Below are 18,588 nucleotides of genomic sequence, written 5' to 3'. Positions count from 1 at the left end.
TGTTTATATCTCGGGAGGATTTAATAAAAATGAGGTTTTTATCGAGTTTTTAAAACTATTAAAACCCAATATTGCCATCAAAATATCAGACTGTAAAAACGAAAGTGCTTTAGGCGCTGCTTTATTAATGAAGGATTATTTATGAAAAAATATTGTTTTGCTTTAGACTTGGTTGATGATGCTAAACTAATTGAGGAATATAAAAAATACCATGAGAATGTATGGCCAGAAATAATAGATAGTATTAAGGACGCCGGAATCGTTGATGCAGAAATCTATTTGGTTCAAAACAGACTTTTTATGATTGTTGAAGGAGACGACAACTTTTCATTAGAAAAAAAATCTGAAATGGATTCAAAAAACGAAACGGTTCAAAAATGGGAAACCCTAATGTGGAAATATCAACAGGCATTACCAGGCTCTAAGCCGGGAGAAAAGTGGCAGCTCATGGAGCGTGTTTTTAAATTATAAACGCAATCGATAACAAAAGAAAACAGTAAGCATTTAGTTTGTAAATAGTTATTAGAACTTATACAATCAAAGAGAGGTTTAATACCTTTTGTTTTTAACTTTGTATGAAAATGGTGAAATAAATAATTTTGCTATTTTTACAGAAATACAACTAATTAACGATAACAAAATGAGTGTAAATTTATTCGATTTAAGTGGTAAAATAGCCTTAGTAACCGGTAGTACTCATGGTTTGGGTATGGCAATGGCCAAAGGTTTAGGGATGGCAGGAGCAACTATTATAGTAAACGGAAACTCCTCTCAAGAAAAAATAGATAAAGCAGTTGCTGAACATAAAGCAAATGGAATAAATGCAGTAGGGTATAAGTTTAATGTAGCCAACGAAGAAGCCGTAATAGAAGCAATTGCCAAAATAGAGAAAGAAGTTGGACCAATTGATATTTTAATTAACAACGCAGGAATTATTAAACGTACACCACTACTGGAAATGGAGGTGTCCGATTTTACGGAAGTTATAAATTTAGATTTAGTGAGTCCGTTTATAGTGTCCAAACACGTTGTTAAGCATATGGTGAAGAGGCAACACGGAAAAATAATTAATATCTGTTCGATGATGAGTGAGTTAGGACGTTCTAAAGTTGGGGCTTATGCAGCGGCAAAGGGCGGACTTAAAATGCTTACAAAAAATATGGCTACAGAATGGGCCAGATACAACATTCAAGTAAATGGTATTGGTCCGGGGTATTTTGCTACAACACAAACAGCTCCTATTCGTACAGATGGTCACCCATTTAATGATTTTATAATTAATAGAACACCAGCAGCGAAATGGGGAGACCCAGACGATTTGGCTGGAGCTGCCATTTTTTTAAGCTCTAAAGCCAGTGATTTTGTAAATGGGCATGTGGTATATGTTGATGGTGGAATTTTAGCAACCATAGGAAAACCTTCAAATGAAAATTAATATGAAAAAAAGTATTTATTATCTATGTCTATTGACGTTTGTTTTATTTTATAACTGCGGCAGTCAAAAGAAAAATAAAATTATAACTGTAAAGAATAATTTAGAAATTACTAGATCTTTCGAAACGATAGAAATTTTTAAAACAGATTTACAATTAGATAAAGACCAAAATTTTGAGCATTTAGCCGTGCGAGATGTAGATACACAAACTTTAGTAGTTTCTCAATTTGTAGATGAAGATGGTGATGGCGTTACAGATATGTTATTGTTTCAGCCAAAAGTAGAACCAAAATCAGAAAAGCAATATGAACTTGTATTAGTTGAGCCTAATGAAAGACAAGAAACTACAGAATATTGCTATTCTCGCTTTGTGCCAGAACGAACAGATGATTACGCTTGGGAAAACGATAAAGTAGCCTTCAGAACTTACGGCCCGACAGCGCAAAAAATGATTGAAGACTCCGTACCAGGGGGGACACTTTCTAGTGGTATTGATGCTTGGTTAAAAAAAGTAGATTATCCAATCATTAACAAATGGTATGCTAAAAATGATAAAAATCCAGGAGCATATCATATAGATCATGGGGAAGGATTGGATAATTTCCATGTTGGATCTAGCAGGGGTGTAGGCGGAACAGCTGTGAAAAAAGATTCCATCTATTATTTTTCAAAGAATTTCACTTCTTGGAAAACCATTACAACGGGACCAATTAGAACAAGTTTTGTGTTATCGTATGCCGATTGGGATGCTGATGGAAACATGATTTCAGAAGAAAAGCATATTTCATTAGATTATGGAAATAATTTGTCGAAATTTGAAATTGATATCACAGGAACTGATGTAGTTTCAGTTGGTTTAACACTTCATAAAAACGAAGGTGTTATAACTGAAAACGTTGATGGAGGTTGGGTTTCTTATTGGGAACCACATGAAGGATCGGAATTAGGAACAGGTATTGTATCAACTTATGAAACCATGATTGGATATGAAAACTACGTAACCAATAAAAAAGACGAAAGTAATTTGTATGCTCACCTTAAAGTCCATGATAATAAAGTAGTTTATTATGCAGGTTTTGCTTGGAAAGAGTCTGGGCAGTACCCAACGAAAGAATCTTGGGAAAAATATTTAAACGAAGTTAGACTTAAAATTAATAACCCTTTAGAAGTCACTTTTAATTAATCATTCAAATAGAAATTAAGCAATATGGAATTATACCCAATTAAATTTACACCTATTTTTAAATATAGAATTTGGGGTGGTAATAAATTAAAAACAGTTTTAAATAAAGAATACGATCAAGAACATGTAGGTGAGTCTTGGGAAATTTCAGATGTAAAAGGCGATGAAACTGTTGTAGGTGAAGGCGATTTGGCTGGAAAAACCTTAGGTGATTTAATTAAAAGCTATAAGGAAGCTGTTGTAGGTGCTCATGTTTATAAAACTTTTGGTGATGAATTTCCATTACTTATCAAATTTATTGATGCTGAAACACCTTTGTCAATTCAAGTTCATCCTAGTAACGAAATAGCTAAAGAACGTCATAATTCATTCGGGAAAAATGAAATGTGGTATGTTATGGAGGCTGAAAAAGATGCTGAATTAATTGTAGGTTTCAATCAAGCAGTTGATAAAACATCATATGTAGATGCTTTAAATTCTGGAAAAATATTAGATATTTTAAACAACGACAAGGTTTCAAAGGGAGACACCTATTATATTCCTACGGGTAGAATACACGCCATTGGTGCGGGTGTTATGTTGGCTGAAATTCAACAAACATCCGATATTACTTATCGTATTTATGATTACGAACGGGTGGATGCTACAACGGGGAAAACTAGAGAATTACATACAGATTTAGCAGTAGATGTGATTGATTATAGTTTTGATTCTAACTACAAAACAAATTATAATATTGCTGAAAACGAAACCAATACTTTGGTGCATTCTCCTTATTTTAAAACCAATATTATTAATATTAAAGGAGAATTAAAAAAAGACTATTCCAAGTTGGATTCTTTTGTAATTTATATTTGTGTTGAAGGAGCATTGGAAATTGTTTGTAACCATAAAACCTATAAAGTTTCAAAAGGAGAAACCATATTTTTACCGGCTGCGCTTAACAATATTGAGTTAAAAGCAGACAATGCAGATATACTAGAAGTTTACTATTAATTTTTAGTTTCTAGAAAATATAGGAATAGAATTTTTAGGCGTATATAAAATCACTGTAATTCATAAAAAAAACCACAACAAGAAGTTTCTGTTGATGGTTTTTTTATGGATATTTTAGAAGTAACTGCGTTTAAAATTTAATTAAAATACATTTGTCTTAGGAATCAAGAAGTTCCGAAAGGTTTATTATATGAAAATTAATATTGCATGAATACTATTAAGGTGTACGATAAGATTTCTCCTGTTTTTGATATTAAAGTAGAACCTTTTGATGTTAATAAAAGATATACAAAACCTCACAGACATAATAAGTATTTAGAGCTCGTTTATTTTTCTAAGGGAGAGGGATATCATCATTTAGATTCAATAAGCTATATTATTGAACCTCCTATGGTCTTTGTGGTTAAAAAAGAAGAAGTACATAATTGGGAAATTACTACTGTACCTAAAGGTTTTGTAATCATTATCAAAGAATCTTTTCTTGATAAGACATTAGATAAACATATTAACATTCAATTGAATAAGTTAAGAACTATTCAAAAAGTGAAGTTGTCCGACACTTCTTTAAAGCCCTTGTTTAAAGCGTTATGTGTTGAATTGAAGCAGCATGTGCCTCAAATAGAGTTTGTTGAAGGTGTTTTAAAAGCATTGTTGGAAAAAATTATAGGTTCTTCTTATACAGAGGTAACCAATGAAAGTGTAGATAAAATGACAGATTTTATGAGTCTATTAATTGAAAACCCCAAAAATGATGTTGCTTTTTATGCTAAAAATCTAAATTTAACATCTCAAAACTTAAATCAATTATGTAGAAAGCAATATGATAAAACAGCTTCCGAAATTATAGCTATTGAAATAATTAAAGAGGCAAAGCGGTTTTTAATGTACACTAATAAAACAATGAGTGAAATAGGATATCAATTGGATTTTAAAGATGTTTCACACTTTGTGAAATATTTCAAGCGCCATACTGGAAAAACACCATTACAATTTAGAAAAGAACAAAATATACCGTAGGCTTTTCAAAAAGACCATGTAAATGCACTTTGCAAAAAATATATTTGCAAAGAACAAATAATTAAAGTATTAATAACTATGAAGCTTATGAAACTTTTGGTAATTTTTTTATTACTTATTACCCAATTTACTTTTGCCCAAATTACAGGAAAAATACAAGATACCAGTGATAATTATCCATTGGAATATGCCACGGCTGCATTGTACAACCAAGCAGACAAATCGTTAGTTACAGGTGTTGTAACCAATATAGATGGTGTCTTTATAATAGAAAATATAAAAAATGGGCGTTATTACTTAGAGGCCTCCTTTGTGGGGTACACCACAAAAATTATTAATAATATTGTTGTTTCGAAAGCCAACAGAAGAGTGGATTTAGGTATCATCAATTTGGTTTTGGGAAATCAGTTAAACGAAGTCGAAATCACAGCAGAGCGTTCCACTATGATTAATAAAATAGATAGACAGGTTTTCGATTCAAAGAATTTTCAAAGTAGCCAAGGTGGAAATGCTACCGATGTGATAAAAAATTTACCATCCGTAACTGTTGATGGATTGGGAGATATTAGTGTTAGAGGGAGCAAAGGATTTGCTATTTTAATAAACGGAAAACCAACCCAAGGGGATGCCAGTGCTATATTAGCCCAGTTACCCGCCAATGCCTTAGAAAAAGTAGAAATTATTACAGCACCCTCAGCTAAATACGACCCAGAAGGAAAAGGAGGTATTCTAAATATCATTACGAAAAAAGGTGCCACTAATGGTACATTTGCTCAAGTAAGCATTCGAGGTGGGTTTCCTTCTATAGAGCCTTATGATACACAAGTGGCAGCTCAGCGTTACGGAGCCGATGCTACAATTAATACAAAAACAGATAAATGGAATTTGTCCTTTGGAACCAGTTACCAACGTAACGATAAAACAGGTAGACGAGAAGGTGAATTATGGATTAATAATATTGACGAAGGTAAGCAAACATTCTCACCATCGGATGGAGAACGCAGTTTTGATGATGTAAATTATAACGGGCGTTTTACTGTAGATTTTACCCCAAGTGAAAGTGATGAGTTTTCGGTTGGATTCTTTGCAGGTAAACATACTGTAGATAGATTAGCCGATATCACGTATTTTGATAATCATGCAGTGTCTCCAATTGATAGTAATAACCGACTTTATACATTTTCATATTACAACCACAACTTAAGAACACGTAAGGGCGATTTTGTTTTAGGTAGTTTTGATTACGCACATACCTTTAATGATAAATCCAAACTAGCTACCTCATTTTTATATGAATACACCTTTTTAGGAGGACCAACGTATAATGACAACGTAGATACTCCGGCATATAATACCATTTATCAAGCTGAATACAACACCAATGACAATCCCTTACATGGCGTACGTTTTAATTTAGATTATAAATGGAAACCGCTTTCATTTGGAGCTATTGAAACTGGATATCAATTTAGAAATATAGATCATGAAGGTAAATTTGTTTACGAACGAGCTGATGATGGCGGAGATTTTATTATTGTACCCGAATTCTCAAGTAATATAAACTTAAAAAGAACCATTCATTCTGCATATGCACAATTAACAGGTGCAAAAGCTAAATGGGACTATGCTGCAGGACTTCGTTTAGAATCTATGGATAGAACCTATACAGAGGCACTGGTAAGTGAGGCTACTGAAAATGAGTATAATTACGATTTTGTAAAATTATTTCCATCAGCATCTTTGCAATATGCAGTAAATGAAGAAACTAAAATAAAAGCAGCTTATAGCAAGCGTGTAGAACGTACAACAACCCTTAAGATGAATAGTTTCGCAGAACGTGAACATTCGGAAACTTTTGAACAAGGGGATAACCGCCTGTTGCCAGAGTTTATAGATTTAGTAGAACTGGGTATAACTAAAGATTTTAATTCAAAAAGTTCAGCCTACGCAACGGCGTATTACAGGCATGTAAATAATGTGATTAACCGTGTAAATACTTTGGCTTACGAAACGAATGGCGTTGTAATTGATAGTATTTTAAACCGGGTTTATTCCAATGTTGGGAAAAGTAAAGCTGTTGGTTTAGAATTAGGAACCCAGTTTAAAGTTCAGGATAAATGGAGCAACTTTATTGGTGCTAATATTTATAATTACAATATCGATGGTGAATTTGTTTTCAGACATCGAGATGGTAGCGAAAAAACCTATGAAGTTAGTAGTAACAATACTATCTATTCATTTAATATTAATTCCACATATTCGTTTTGGAAAAATGCAACAGCTCAATTTTCTTTTAATTATTTATCAGAATCGAATACAGCCCAAGGTCAGGATTCCAGGTTTTATTCTCCTAACTTAACGTTGAAAAAATCGTTTTTAGATAATCAATTAACAGCAATCTTACAATGGCAAAATATTGATATGGGATTGCTTGATAGTAACGAACAAAGTATAGCAACCTCTAGAACTAACGAGTTTTACACCTATACTAATTATGTGTATGAAGTAGATATGGTTACATTAAACTTAACCTATACCTTCAATAAAGTGAAAAATAAATCGAAATTTATTGAAAGTGAGTTCGGTAAACGTGAGTTTTAAAATTCAATTTTAATATTTTTGTGTTATCAGCAAATAGTTGAAAAAGTTTAATATAAATACGAATGCTGGTTTTTGAGAATACCTAATATGAATACGCCCTGATGATCCATAAAATAAATCTGTTTTTAGTTATTGCTGTCGTACTTTTTTCTTGTAAAAATGAAACGAAGTATGAAGATATTACCAATGAGAATGCTATCATTTCGGCAGATTTAATTCCCGATAGCCACTTTTTAGGAGACCAAAAATGTAAGGAGTGTCATCAGCAAGAGTTTAAAGAATGGCAAGGGTCGCATCATGACAAGGCCATGGAAGAGGCAACTAGCTCATCTGTTCTAGCTGATTTTAATAACACAACTTTTAAGAGTCAGGGTGTAACATCTCGTTTTTATAAAAAGGGCGACGATTTTTATGTGAATACAGAAGGGCCTGATGGTGAATATCATGAATATAAAGTAATTTACACCTTCGGAATAACCCCACTTCAACAATATATAGTACAGTTTCCAAACGGCCATTATCAATGTTTAAGAACAGCATGGGATACAGAAAAAAATAAATGGTTTGATTTATATCCTGATTTTAAGGTTGTACATTCAGAATGGTTACATTGGTCTAGAGGTGGATTGAAGTGGAATACGATGTGTTCTGACTGCCATTCAACGAATGTGAGAAAAAATTACGATGAAAAAACTGATTCGTACGATACAAAATACGCCATTATTAATGTGAGTTGTGAGGCATGCCACGGACCAGGAAAGCAACACGTTTTGGATGTTAACTCCCAAGGCCCTAACTATAAAGCTTCCGGTACCATGCATATGACTGTAAATACACCTCCCAAAACGTTGGTGGATCAGTGCGCCAGATGCCACATGCGTAGGGAGCAGTTTTCCGAGCATTTCAATTTTCAAGGTACCATGCTCGATCATTATTCACCACAACTTATTGAGCAAGTTATTTATCATCCAGACGGTCAAATTTTAGATGAAGATTATGTGTATGGGTCGTTCGTTCAAAGTAAAATGTATCAGAATAATGTGGCCTGTAATAATTGCCACAATTCACATTCATTAAAATTGAAGTTTGATGGTAATATGTTATGTGCACAATGCCACGCTCCCGATAAATATAATACACCAAGTCATCATTTTCATAAGAATGATACCGATGGTGCTATGTGCATCAATTGCCATATGACGGGTAAATATTATATGGGTAATGACTTTAGAAGAGACCATAGTTTTAGAGTGCCCAGACCGGATTTAAGTTTAAAATATGGTACCCCAAATGCGTGTACTGGCTGTCATAAAGATAAAACAGACAAATGGGCTGCAGCCGAATTTAAAAAGTTATTTGGAGAACCTGATTCTATCCATTTTTCAGAAAAATTAGCACCAGGAATTTTAGGTTATCCAAATGGTTATGAAGGCTTATCAGATTTGATTAATGATGAAAAACAACCAGAAATTGTAAGAGCCTCTGCAGTAAGAGCACTTTCAAATTATCAGGAAAGGAATCTTATTGACAAATATTTAGCCTTGTTAAATGATGAATCTCCATTGGTACGAGGTACAAGTTTAGATGCTTTAGGCGAATTAAATAATACCGATTATATTAATTATTTCTTCCCTTTATTGAATGATAACAAGCGCACGGTTAGAATTAAAGCCTTTTATGCGTTAGGTGGCGTAACAGAATTTCAGATACCTGAATCTTATAAAAATAGTTACAAACGGGTTAAAAAGGAATTTGATACTTATTTAAATCTGAATTTAGATTTTGTTGGCGGACAAATAAAGCAGGCTAATTACCACTTAAAACAAGGTAATTTGCAAAAGGGAATTGAAGGTTATGAAAAGGCCTTGAAAATTGATAATATCAATAATAATGTGCGGTTAAATTTAGCAAACTTGTATTATAGAAATCAAGATTTTAAAAAAACCGAGCAAACTTATAAAAAAGTAATTGAACAAGAGCCAGATTATGGTCCTGTTTATTATTCCCTAGGGTTGTTATATGCTGAGTTAAATAGAACTAAAGAGGCTATACAGCAATTGCAAAAGGCTAAAAGTTTGATGCCTGAAAATATCAGGGTTTATTATAACTTAAGCTTGTTGTACGATAAGGATAAGCAGTTCGCGAATGCTGAAAAAACACTGTCAGATGGTTTGAAAATTGATTCCAACAATGAAAGCTTATTATATGCTTTGGGGTATCATTACTATAATAATGGTGAAAAGGCAAAAGCAAAAAATACAATTCTGAAACTTATACAGTTGTACCCAAATAACGTAGAGTATAAAACCTTTTTGCAAATGATGAATTAAAATTGGCTTACATAAAAAAGTTTTTACTTACAGGTAATGTAAGTTTCAAAAAATCAGAGCAGTTTACTGCTCTGATTTTTTTTGTCAAAAACATCAGTTCATTTCATAAGAAATACCTTCTTGTGAGTGAAGTCTTTTTTATATGTTAATTATGTGTTAAATAGTGGTTTTTTTTAAGATTAACCAATATGGATGTCTTTTTTTTGTATTATTCATAAAATCACGACAAATTATCGTATACAACTTTCCTGTTGTTTTATGACAAATGTCATAGTTGTGTCGTTTTTTATGCTTGTAATTTGCACTATAATTAAAACACAAATAAAAAATGAATGTAAGTATTAGAAAAAGTATTTTTGGTTTAGCTGTCTTTTTTCTGACAGCAGTAACCACGGTTAATGCACAAGAATTTAGCTTAATAAATGGAGAATCGACCCTAACAGTTCTAGGAACTTCTAGTATTCATGATTGGGAAGTAACTGCTGAAAAACAAAGCGGAAAAATTAGCTTTAAAGATATTAACGCTGGTCAGATCGATAAATGCACTATCGAAATAGTTGCAGAAAGTTTAAAAAGTGGAAAATCTTCAATGGATAAAAACACTTATAAAGCTTTAAATACAAGTAGTCATAAAACAATCAATTTTCAGTTAGCTGAAGTTAAGAAAGTAACAAGCAAAGGAGATGGTGTTTATGCCGTAAATACAACGGGCGATTTAACAATTTCAGGAACTAAAAAACGCATTCCTTTAGATTTTACATTAACTGTAAAAGATTCTAAAGTAAAGCTAGTAGGAGAGAAAAAAATTAAAATGACCGATTTTAAAGTAGAGCCTCCAAAAGCGATGTTCGGAACCATTACAACAGGAGACGACTTAACAATTAAATTTTCAACTCAATTCAAATAATAATCAACTAATTCACAAATCTTAAAATTAAAAATTATGAAATCAAAATTAACTAATGCCATATTTCTAGGGGTTCTTTTAATAGGATTCAGTATTAATGCTCAAAACAGAGATTTAGACAATTACAGACAACCAGACCAAAGAGGTGTAAATGTATTTGAAGCTCCAAAAGACACAGTTTCAACTTTTGAAAACGTTAAAGTGCGTATCGGTGGTTCATCAACACTTCAATTTCAAGCTTTAGATCATGAAAATTCAGGTGCAGTAGCGTTAAAAGAAATTGGTTACAACTTTAACTTAGCAACTGCTAACTTAGATTTGGATGTTGCATTGGCTGATGGTGTTAGAATGCACTTACGTACTTATTTATCTTCTCGTCACCACCCAGAACCATATGTTAAAGGTGGTTACTTCCAAATTGATAAATTAGATTTCATTAGTGAAGGCTTTTTAGAAGACATCATGAAAAATGTGACTATTAAAATCGGACACATGGAAAATAACTACGGTGATGCTCACTTTAGAAGAAGTGATAATGCGCAAACATTATTCAATCCGTTTGTTGGAAATTTAATTATGGACTCTTTTACTACTGAGGTAGGAGCCGAGGTATATTACAGAACTCAAGGTGGTTTCTTAGGTATGGTAGGTTTTTCAAATGGTAAATTAAACCAAGCTGTAAATGCTTCTAACGGAACAACTGGTGGTGCTTCATTCTTAGCGAAATTAGGCTACGATAATCAATTATCAGATGACTTAAGAGTAAGATTCACAGGGTCTGTATACAACACAGGATATGTACCAAACTCTTATCTATATAATGCAGATAGAGCTGGTTCTAGATATTATTTTGTTATGGAAAACACTTCAGCAACTACTTCAGGTAACTTTAGATCTGGTCGTTACAATCCAGCATTTACAAACCAAGTTACTGCAATTATGTTTAACCCATTTGTAAAATATAAAGGATTAGAATTTTTTGGAACTATTGAAAACACTAAAGGTAATGCACTTGGGGCTGATGAAAGAACTGCTAAACAATTTGCAGGAGAACTTGTATACCGTTTTGGAGCATCTGAGAACTTCTATATCGGAGGTCGTTACAACAAAGTAGACTCTGAAGAAGCTTCAGGAGAAGATATCGAAATTACTAGAATGCAATTAGGTGCTGGTTGGTTTATGACTAAAAATATTTTAATGAAATTAGAATATGTAAATCAAAAATACGATGGTTATGCTGTAGGAAGTCAGTATGAAGATGGTAAATTTAAAGGACTTATGATGGAAGCCGCTATTAGCTTCTAAGTAAAGTAGTATATTAAAATTCACAAGTCTCAATCTGTTAAGTTATTTTAGTTTTTGAAAAAAGAACATTAAATTCGCTTATATTTTGAGACTTGTTTTTTTTATTAAGTTAATAAAATAGATGTTAAAGAATTGATTATGAGAAAGATTATGGTTTTTGTTTCGGTTGTGGTCGCGTTTGCTTTTACTAGCAGAGATTCTGCAATAAAAAACACTTCGGTTGTATTAACTCCAGAGAGTTCATTAATAGTTAGAGGTACTACTAATGTAAATACCTTTACTTGTGCTTTCAATATAAATAAGTTTAAAAACCCAGTTTCTGTAGCTTACCGAATAGAAGATTCTAAAATGAAGTTTAGTAAAACAGCTTTGGTTCTAGATAATAACTGCTTCGATTGTGGCGGAAAAGCTATTAATAACGATTTTCAAAGTATTTTAAAATCGGATAAATATCCACAAATAACTTTGCTATTAAAAGAAATTGTCAATTATAATAGCGCTGATATACAAGCTTTAATTGATATTCAAATTGCTGGTGTGAATAAGAGTTTGCAAGTGCCAGTAAAATTTAAGAAAAGCAAGGGAATGACAATAACGGGCGATTTAGGCTTAAGTTTAGCCGATTTCAATATACACCCTCCTAAAAAGTTTTTAGGCCTTGTTACTGTAAATGACACGATTGATATTTATTTTCAACTGGTTTTAAAGGAAGCTTAATACCGTTTTATTTTTCTTTCTTCTGAAGCTTGGATGTGTTATCAAGCTTATTAATAGTGATTTTAGGATTGCCATAAAGATAGATGCTGCTATTACCGGAAGCATTTATAGTTACGGTGTCTAAAACTTCAATATAGGCATCACTAGATATTTCATTTAGAGTAGTACAGGTTTTAGCAGTGAAATTTTTACCATTAAAAGTCGAGAAATTATCGGTTCTAATTTGTAAATCATCTGTTTCACCTTCTATGTTTGCAGTAGCCCGCATATATAAATCGGCGGCTGTTATTGGCGCATAAATTAGGGCGTCCATTCTGCTGTTATCTGTTAAATTTAATTTAGCATCTTCACAAGTTAAATTAAGTTTTATTTTAGATTTATCTTTTCCTTGAAATTCAAATTGACTGGTTTTTATGGTAAGTCCAGCCTTAGCGGAACCTTCGGCGATGAGAATGGCATTCGGTAATTCCATGGTGGTTAATGATGTTAACTCCCCTTTGTCTAAAATTTTTATGTTGCTTAGGGTAGCATCATGATTCACTGTAATATTCAGACGTTTTTTTGAGGTTATTTTTGCGGTTTTATCAAAGGATAATACGCCATTGTAAACATCAAATTTCACATATTCGTGAAGGTTCTCATCGGTTTCAATGGTTACTGATGGTGAATGATTGTAAATTATTTCAATTTCAAAATCCTCATCAACAATAATGCTGTGAAACGGATCGATTTCTGTTGTTATGATTGTAACAATTTTATTGCCTTTTACTTTTTCAATAGTTTGAGCTCCGGCAGTAAAGCATATAACTAAAGTTAGTAATGTTATGGTTTGTTTTAGCATAGAGTTCAAAGTATTGTGTTATAAACAAATATAAGGAAAAACCATCTCAAACTTTAATTATAGCTGAAGATGGTTTTATAAATAGTTAGTTATTTGCATTATTGTTTTTGTACACTTCCCGATGAAGATTCGCTTTTGTTTACTGTTTCAGGATTTCCTTTGTATCTAATATCGCCTCCGCTAGAGGCATTTGCCGTTAATTTTTTTGTGGTATTTATGGTAATATCAGCGCCGCTACTGGCTGTTACTTGACTAGAGATAGCTGTTAAATCTCCTGCTTTTATATCACTACCACTAGAGGCATCAGCTATGAGTTGGTTTGTGCTTCCCGATATGTTTAAATCGCTACCACTTGTAGATTTGCAATCGAGGGAAATAGTATTTACGGCAAGGGTCATATCGCTTCCGCTTGTAGTTTTTAATTTCAAATGTTCTGCCGAAATGGTGTTTGTAGAATACACATCACTACCACTGCTAGCTTCTATGGCATCAATGTTTTTGAAATTAACCAATACCTTTTTAGAATTATAGGTGCCTATGTTATTTTTGGTATGTATATGTAGTACACCGTCTGTTACTTCGGTAATTATAAGTTCTTGTAAATTCTCATCGGCTTCCACGCTTATACTTTCAAATTCACTTTGTGTTAAGTAAACATCTAAACCTTCGGCTGTCTTAATGGTATTAAAAGGCTGGTTTAAGTGTCGTTCCTCGGTAGTTACCTTGCCATTTCCTTTAACTCCAGGACCAAAATTCATATCAAAATTGCAGGAAAATAAATTTAAACTGATTACCGTGGCTATTATAATCTTTGCTAATGTTGTCATAACTGTTCGTTTTTCTTGGTGCTGAACTTGTTTCAGCATGTTACTGATTGATGATTTATAATTCAAATATCTAATTTTTAGGTTTTGATTAATAACTTAAATATCTGAACTGTTGTTTTTTTGTGCTGAATTGTTATTGTTCAGACTTTATATTTATGCCTTTGTTGTTAATGTTAACTTTTACAGCCTCCGACTCTGCTTTTATACCCGTGTTGTCAATTTTCAAAGTATTGTTGTCACTTTTAATTTCAATACCATTATCGTCAATTGTTACGTTTGGAGCGTGGACGTTTATTTCAAATTCATCGCCTTCACAGTCCTCGCATGTTACACCATCTTCGGTAACATATAAATAATGATTTACCTTGTTTGAATTTAAACCATAACCCAAATAATGTTTGGTGTTATCGCCTAATTTTAAAACACTACCTTCCGGAAGGTTTAAAATGACTTTAATTTCTTGATCACTAAATTTGTTTTTCACATGTGTAGAAAGGAAAGGGTTTAGCACCAGTTCGTTGCCTTCAAAAGTGTAGCCGTAATTTATGTTTTTTGCACGGGTAATTGCTTTTTCATAGTTTCTTCCATCAGCAATTTTTTCAATAAAAATGCTTGCAAGAGAATCGGTTGTTGGTTTAATTATAATTTCAATATCGGAACTGTAAATTGTTTTTTCACCCTTATCATTATTGGCTACTTTAAAAGTATGACGACTATAATAGTAATCATTAAACAGCTCACTATCTCCCATTTTAATTTTCAATGTATCGGAAACCGTAAATGGAATTTCTTGTTTTTCAACAAAGCGCTCGGTGTAAGCATGTTCGCTAGCTTCTTTAATACCAATAATAATTAATCCAATAATAGATATTAACCATAAGCCTAATAAGGTGAATTTTGCAATAGTTCCAATAGATTTTAAATTGTTAACTAGTATTTTTAATCCTAAATAGAATACAAAAAAGAAAGGGATGCCAACCGCAAAGAACACGAGCATGGAGGCTAGCCAAATAGGCGTGTTACCTGCGTTTACAATGTTTGCAAAGTCCAGACCTGGAATAATATCAGTTACGCCTAATGAGAATAAGCAGATTATTAAGCCAATTAAAGCGGATGCGCCAACAATAATGAGTAGGATTCCTATAAATTTTGCAATCACTTTAAAGAACAACATAATGATGTCTGCAATCGTGTCAAAAAAAGATTTTGAAGATGATTTTAAAGAATTACTTTGTTTTTTTAGGTCTACCTTTTTAGCGGCATCAGTAACGCTTTTAGCAACATCTTGTACGGTTCCGGAAACAGTATCAAATCCATCCTTTATTTTTTTTTCAATGTTACTAATATTCACAGGTTCTCCCGTCATCATTAGTTTTTCCGCGGTTGTTTTTGCTTCAGGCACTAAAATCCAAAGTAAAATATACAAAAGGATTCCTGTTCCCATTCCGAAAATTAGAATAACCCAAAGTAAGCGTATCCAGATAGTATCAATACCTAAATAATGCCCCAAACCGGAGGCAACACCACCTATATACGAGTTGTCGGTATCTCTAAATAATTTTTTGGAAGCCGAAGTTTTACGATCATAAGCACTTTGTGGTTCGTCCTCAAATATTTCATCATCCACCAAATAATCTTCAGGTTGGCCCATTATGGAAATGACATCGTCAACTTCCTTAATTCTAATTACTTGTCGGTCGTTTTGCACACGCTCATTAAAAAGCTCTGCAATACGGGCTTCAATATCAGCAATAATTTCTGTGCGACCTTGAGAGTCTGTAAATGAACGTTTTATAGCCTCAAGGTAATGTTGCAGCTTTAAATACGCATCTTCATCTATATGGAAGAAGGTTCCTGCTAAATTTATATTGACTGTTTTATTCATTTTTCTTGTTGTTTTTTTGTGTTGGTTACTAAGTTTACAGCGTTTTGCAATTCACTCCAGGTTGTGTTTAATTCATTTAAAAATAGCTTGCCCGTTTCGGTTAAACCATAGTATTTTCTGGGCGGACCCGAGGTACTTTCTTCCCATCGGTAATTTAATAATCCAGCATTTTTTAATCTGGTAAGTAGTGGGTAAATAGTCCCTTCAACCACTAGCAATTTTGCGTCTTTTAGCGTGTCAAGAATTTCTGCTACATAGGCATCTTCGTCTTTTAAGACCGAAAGTATGCAGAATTCTAAAACGCCTTTGCGCATTTGTGCTTTTGTGTTTTCTATCTTCATGGTGTCATTCGTTTAATTTTGTGAAACTGTTCATTTTTTGATTGATTTTTGATGATTTATTGATGAAATTTTATTTTTTCTTTTTTTTTGGTGTTACCCTATCGGGTCGGGCTTTACGTTGCAATCTTTTTTTCGTACCTCAAAAAAGGATTTCCACTGCAATCCCTAACGCGGGTGCATTTGCCATTTACTTTAAAAAATTAATGGTAAATGGGTATTTGTAATATGCCCCATCCCTAGCTTTTAAACTCGCATTAACAATTAAAACAAGTTCTATTATAAAGGCAATAACCGCAACTACGCCCAATGCGCCACCTATATATAAAAGAGCCGATGGCTTGCCTATACTAATATGGAAATCATGAAATCCGTTAAAATCTATAAAATCAAAATGACTAAATAGGTTGAAAACAAAAAACGGAATGGAAAGCGTTCCAATAATAATAGCATACAGTAACATACTTATTTGAAAATTAATAGCCTGTTTCCCGTGTTGGTCTACAAAATCCGACTTTTCCTTATTAGCAACCCATAACACTATAGGTCCAATAAAATTCCCAAACGGAATAATAAACCTGCTAAAGGTTGATAAATGAATAAAAGTAGCGATGTTTTTTTGATGATTATCTAACATGATTTTAAAACATATAATAGTTTCTTATGCAAATATATGTCTTTAAAAAGGTATTATGTTACGCATAGTACCAAATATTAACATAATATTAACATTTAAGAGTGGTGATTATTTTCATAACTTAGTGAAAAAATAAAATGTTCTTTATGAATATAACTCCCAGAAAACTAAATGCTTTTACTTTGTTTAAGCTTCCGTCGGCATACTTGTGCGGTGTAAGAACTCAATATATAGACTCTAACAAATGTGTAGTAACTGTAAAGCATCGTTGGATAAATCAAAACCCATTTAATTCCATGTTTTGGGCTGTACAAGGTATGGCTGCAGAGTTTTCTACTGGGGCATTAATGATGAAAAAAATTAAGGAATCCGGACAAAAGGTGTCTATGCTTGTAACTTCCAATACCGCAACATTTACAAAGAAAGCAACAGGGAAGATTACGTTTTCTTGTAACGATGGTCAATTAATTGATGAAGCGCTTAAAAAAGCTATTCAAACGGGTGAAGGGCAAACGGTGAGTATGAAATCCGTAGGTTTAAATGAAGAAGGGATAGCAGTTTCAACCTTTGTTTTTGAATGGAGCATTAAAGTTAAGAGTTAAAATGTTTGTTTGCTATTAAGTTGCAAAGCTGGTTCACATCTTAACAACTAACCAAAAAAAATGTAACAAATACTTAAACAATCCTACAAATAAATAATTCAACGATTTAACAATTCAACAAAAACAATAAAAATGACGGCACACGAAATAGACTATAGAATTTATGGAGAAGAAATGCAATATGTAGAAATAGAACTCGATCCGCAAGAAGGCGTTGTAGCCGAAGCAGGAAGTTTTATGATGATGGACGATGGGATTAAAATGGAAACCATTTTTGGTGATGGCTCACAAAAGGATTCTGGATTTTTAGGTAAAATGTTAGGGGCTGGAAAACGCATTCTTACTGGAGAAAGTTTATTTATGACAGCGTTTTATAATAACCTAATGGGCAAACGAAATGTTAGTTTTGCATCGCCCTATCCTGGTAAAATAATACCAATTGATTTAACAGAATTTGGAGGGAAGTTCGTTTGCCAAAAGGATGCTTTTTTATGTGCCGCTAAAGGCGTAAGCGTTGGTATTGAGTTTTCAAAAAAATTAGGACGTGGGCTTTTTGGTGGCGAAGGATTCATTATGCAGAAACTGGAAGGTGATGGTATGGCCTTTGTACACGCCGGAGGTACAATGGCTAAAAAAGTGTTACAACGTGGTGAAACTTTGCGCGTAGATACGGGATGTATCGTGGGGTTTACCCAAGAAATAGATTATGATATTGAATTTATTGGCGGTATTAAAAACACCATTTTTGGTGGTGAAGGCTTGTTTTTTGCAAAACTTCAAGGTCCTGGAACCGTTTATATTCAGTCCTTACCGTTTAGTAGATTGGCTGGGCGTGTATTGGCATCGGCACCACAAGGCGGAGGAAAAGATAAGGGTGAAGGTAGTATTTTGGGAGGTTTAGGAAATCTTTTAGATGGTGATAATAGGTTTTAAATAACTTTATATATAAAATAAAGAGGTTGTCTAT

General features: G+C 33.1%; 17 protein-coding genes. 12 read left to right on the top strand and 5 right to left on the bottom strand.

Annotated features, from left to right (window positions below; genetic code table 11):
- Positions 1 to 141: 141 nt before the first annotated feature.
- The 10 genes from ABYI63_RS02795 to ABYI63_RS02750 all read left to right on the top strand — a co-directional run bounded on the left by ABYI63_RS02795 (position 142) and on the right by ABYI63_RS02750 (position 12,491).
- On the top strand, positions 142 to 471 hold the full coding sequence (locus ABYI63_RS02795) for an L-rhamnose mutarotase (RefSeq protein WP_372753205.1): 330 nt from the start codon (positions 142 to 144) through the stop codon (positions 469 to 471).
- A gap of 169 nt (positions 472 to 640) precedes the next feature.
- Entirely contained in the window at positions 641 to 1,435 is a 795-nt protein-coding gene (locus tag ABYI63_RS02790) for a gluconate 5-dehydrogenase (RefSeq protein WP_372753203.1), read from the top strand.
- A gap of 1 nt (position 1,436) precedes the next feature.
- Positions 1,437 to 2,618: a DUF4861 family protein gene (locus ABYI63_RS02785; protein ID WP_372753201.1), complete on the top strand. Its 1,182-nt coding sequence runs from the start codon at positions 1,437 to 1,439 to the stop codon at positions 2,616 to 2,618.
- Between the two features lie 24 nt (positions 2,619 to 2,642).
- Positions 2,643 to 3,614: a type I phosphomannose isomerase catalytic subunit gene (locus tag ABYI63_RS02780; RefSeq protein WP_372753199.1), complete on the top strand. Its 972-nt coding sequence runs from the start codon at positions 2,643 to 2,645 to the stop codon at positions 3,612 to 3,614.
- A 207-nt stretch (positions 3,615 to 3,821) separates the two neighbouring features.
- Positions 3,822 to 4,631 carry an AraC family transcriptional regulator gene (locus ABYI63_RS02775; RefSeq protein ID WP_372753197.1) on the top strand — a complete coding sequence of 270 codons (810 nt, stop codon included), beginning with the start codon at positions 3,822 to 3,824 and terminating at the stop codon, positions 4,629 to 4,631.
- A gap of 78 nt (positions 4,632 to 4,709) precedes the next feature.
- On the top strand, positions 4,710 to 7,232 hold the full coding sequence (locus ABYI63_RS02770) for an outer membrane beta-barrel protein (RefSeq protein ID WP_372753195.1): 2,523 nt from the start codon (positions 4,710 to 4,712) through the stop codon (positions 7,230 to 7,232).
- 101 nt (positions 7,233 to 7,333) lie between these two features.
- A complete protein-coding gene (locus ABYI63_RS02765; RefSeq protein ID WP_372753193.1) occupies positions 7,334 to 9,562 on the top strand; it encodes a tetratricopeptide repeat protein in 2,229 nt (742 codons plus the stop codon).
- A 328-nt stretch (positions 9,563 to 9,890) separates the two neighbouring features.
- Positions 9,891 to 10,469, top strand: coding sequence for a YceI family protein (locus ABYI63_RS02760; protein WP_372753191.1), 579 nt, complete (start codon positions 9,891 to 9,893; stop codon positions 10,467 to 10,469).
- 36 nt (positions 10,470 to 10,505) lie between these two features.
- The gene (locus ABYI63_RS02755) at positions 10,506 to 11,774 is read left to right on the top strand and encodes a hypothetical protein (RefSeq protein WP_372753189.1); all 1,269 of its coding nucleotides are present in this window, start codon (positions 10,506 to 10,508) and stop codon (positions 11,772 to 11,774) included.
- Between the two features lie 138 nt (positions 11,775 to 11,912).
- Positions 11,913 to 12,491, top strand: coding sequence for a YceI family protein (locus tag ABYI63_RS02750; RefSeq protein ID WP_372753187.1), 579 nt, complete (start codon positions 11,913 to 11,915; stop codon positions 12,489 to 12,491).
- 7 nt (positions 12,492 to 12,498) lie between these two features.
- Here ABYI63_RS02750 and ABYI63_RS02745 read toward each other — a convergent pair whose 3' ends face one another.
- The 5 genes from ABYI63_RS02745 to ABYI63_RS02725 form a co-directional block, all read right to left on the bottom strand.
- Positions 12,499 to 13,332, bottom strand: a complete 834-nt coding sequence (locus ABYI63_RS02745) for a GIN domain-containing protein (RefSeq protein ID WP_372753185.1) — start codon at positions 13,330 to 13,332, stop codon at positions 12,499 to 12,501.
- 98 nt (positions 13,333 to 13,430) lie between these two features.
- Positions 13,431 to 14,159 carry a head GIN domain-containing protein gene (locus ABYI63_RS02740; protein WP_372753183.1) on the bottom strand — a complete coding sequence of 243 codons (729 nt, stop codon included), beginning with the start codon at positions 14,157 to 14,159 and terminating at the stop codon, positions 13,431 to 13,433.
- A gap of 133 nt (positions 14,160 to 14,292) precedes the next feature.
- Positions 14,293 to 16,044: a PspC domain-containing protein gene (locus ABYI63_RS02735; protein WP_372753181.1), complete on the bottom strand. Its 1,752-nt coding sequence runs from the start codon at positions 16,042 to 16,044 to the stop codon at positions 14,293 to 14,295.
- A complete protein-coding gene (locus ABYI63_RS02730) occupies positions 16,041 to 16,385 on the bottom strand; it encodes a PadR family transcriptional regulator (protein ID WP_372753179.1) in 345 nt (114 codons plus the stop codon). Before ABYI63_RS02730 ends, ABYI63_RS02735 begins: the two co-directional genes overlap by 4 nt.
- A 187-nt stretch (positions 16,386 to 16,572) precedes the next feature.
- Entirely contained in the window at positions 16,573 to 17,019 is a 447-nt protein-coding gene (locus ABYI63_RS02725) for a DUF4870 domain-containing protein (RefSeq protein WP_372753177.1), read from the bottom strand.
- A 146-nt stretch (positions 17,020 to 17,165) separates the two neighbouring features.
- Between ABYI63_RS02725 and ABYI63_RS02720 the strand changes: the two genes are divergently transcribed.
- Positions 17,166 to 17,621: a DUF4442 domain-containing protein gene (locus ABYI63_RS02720; protein ID WP_372753175.1), complete on the top strand. Its 456-nt coding sequence runs from the start codon at positions 17,166 to 17,168 to the stop codon at positions 17,619 to 17,621.
- 132 nt (positions 17,622 to 17,753) lie between these two features.
- Positions 17,754 to 18,554, top strand: a complete 801-nt coding sequence (locus ABYI63_RS02715; protein ID WP_372753173.1) for a TIGR00266 family protein — start codon at positions 17,754 to 17,756, stop codon at positions 18,552 to 18,554.
- The last annotated feature ends 34 nt before the right edge of the window (positions 18,555 to 18,588 follow it).

The organism is Mariniflexile sp., from assembly GCF_041583155.1.
Taxonomy (GTDB): domain Bacteria; phylum Bacteroidota; class Bacteroidia; order Flavobacteriales; family Flavobacteriaceae; genus Mariniflexile.
This window is presented reverse-complemented; position numbering and strand designations above follow the sequence as displayed.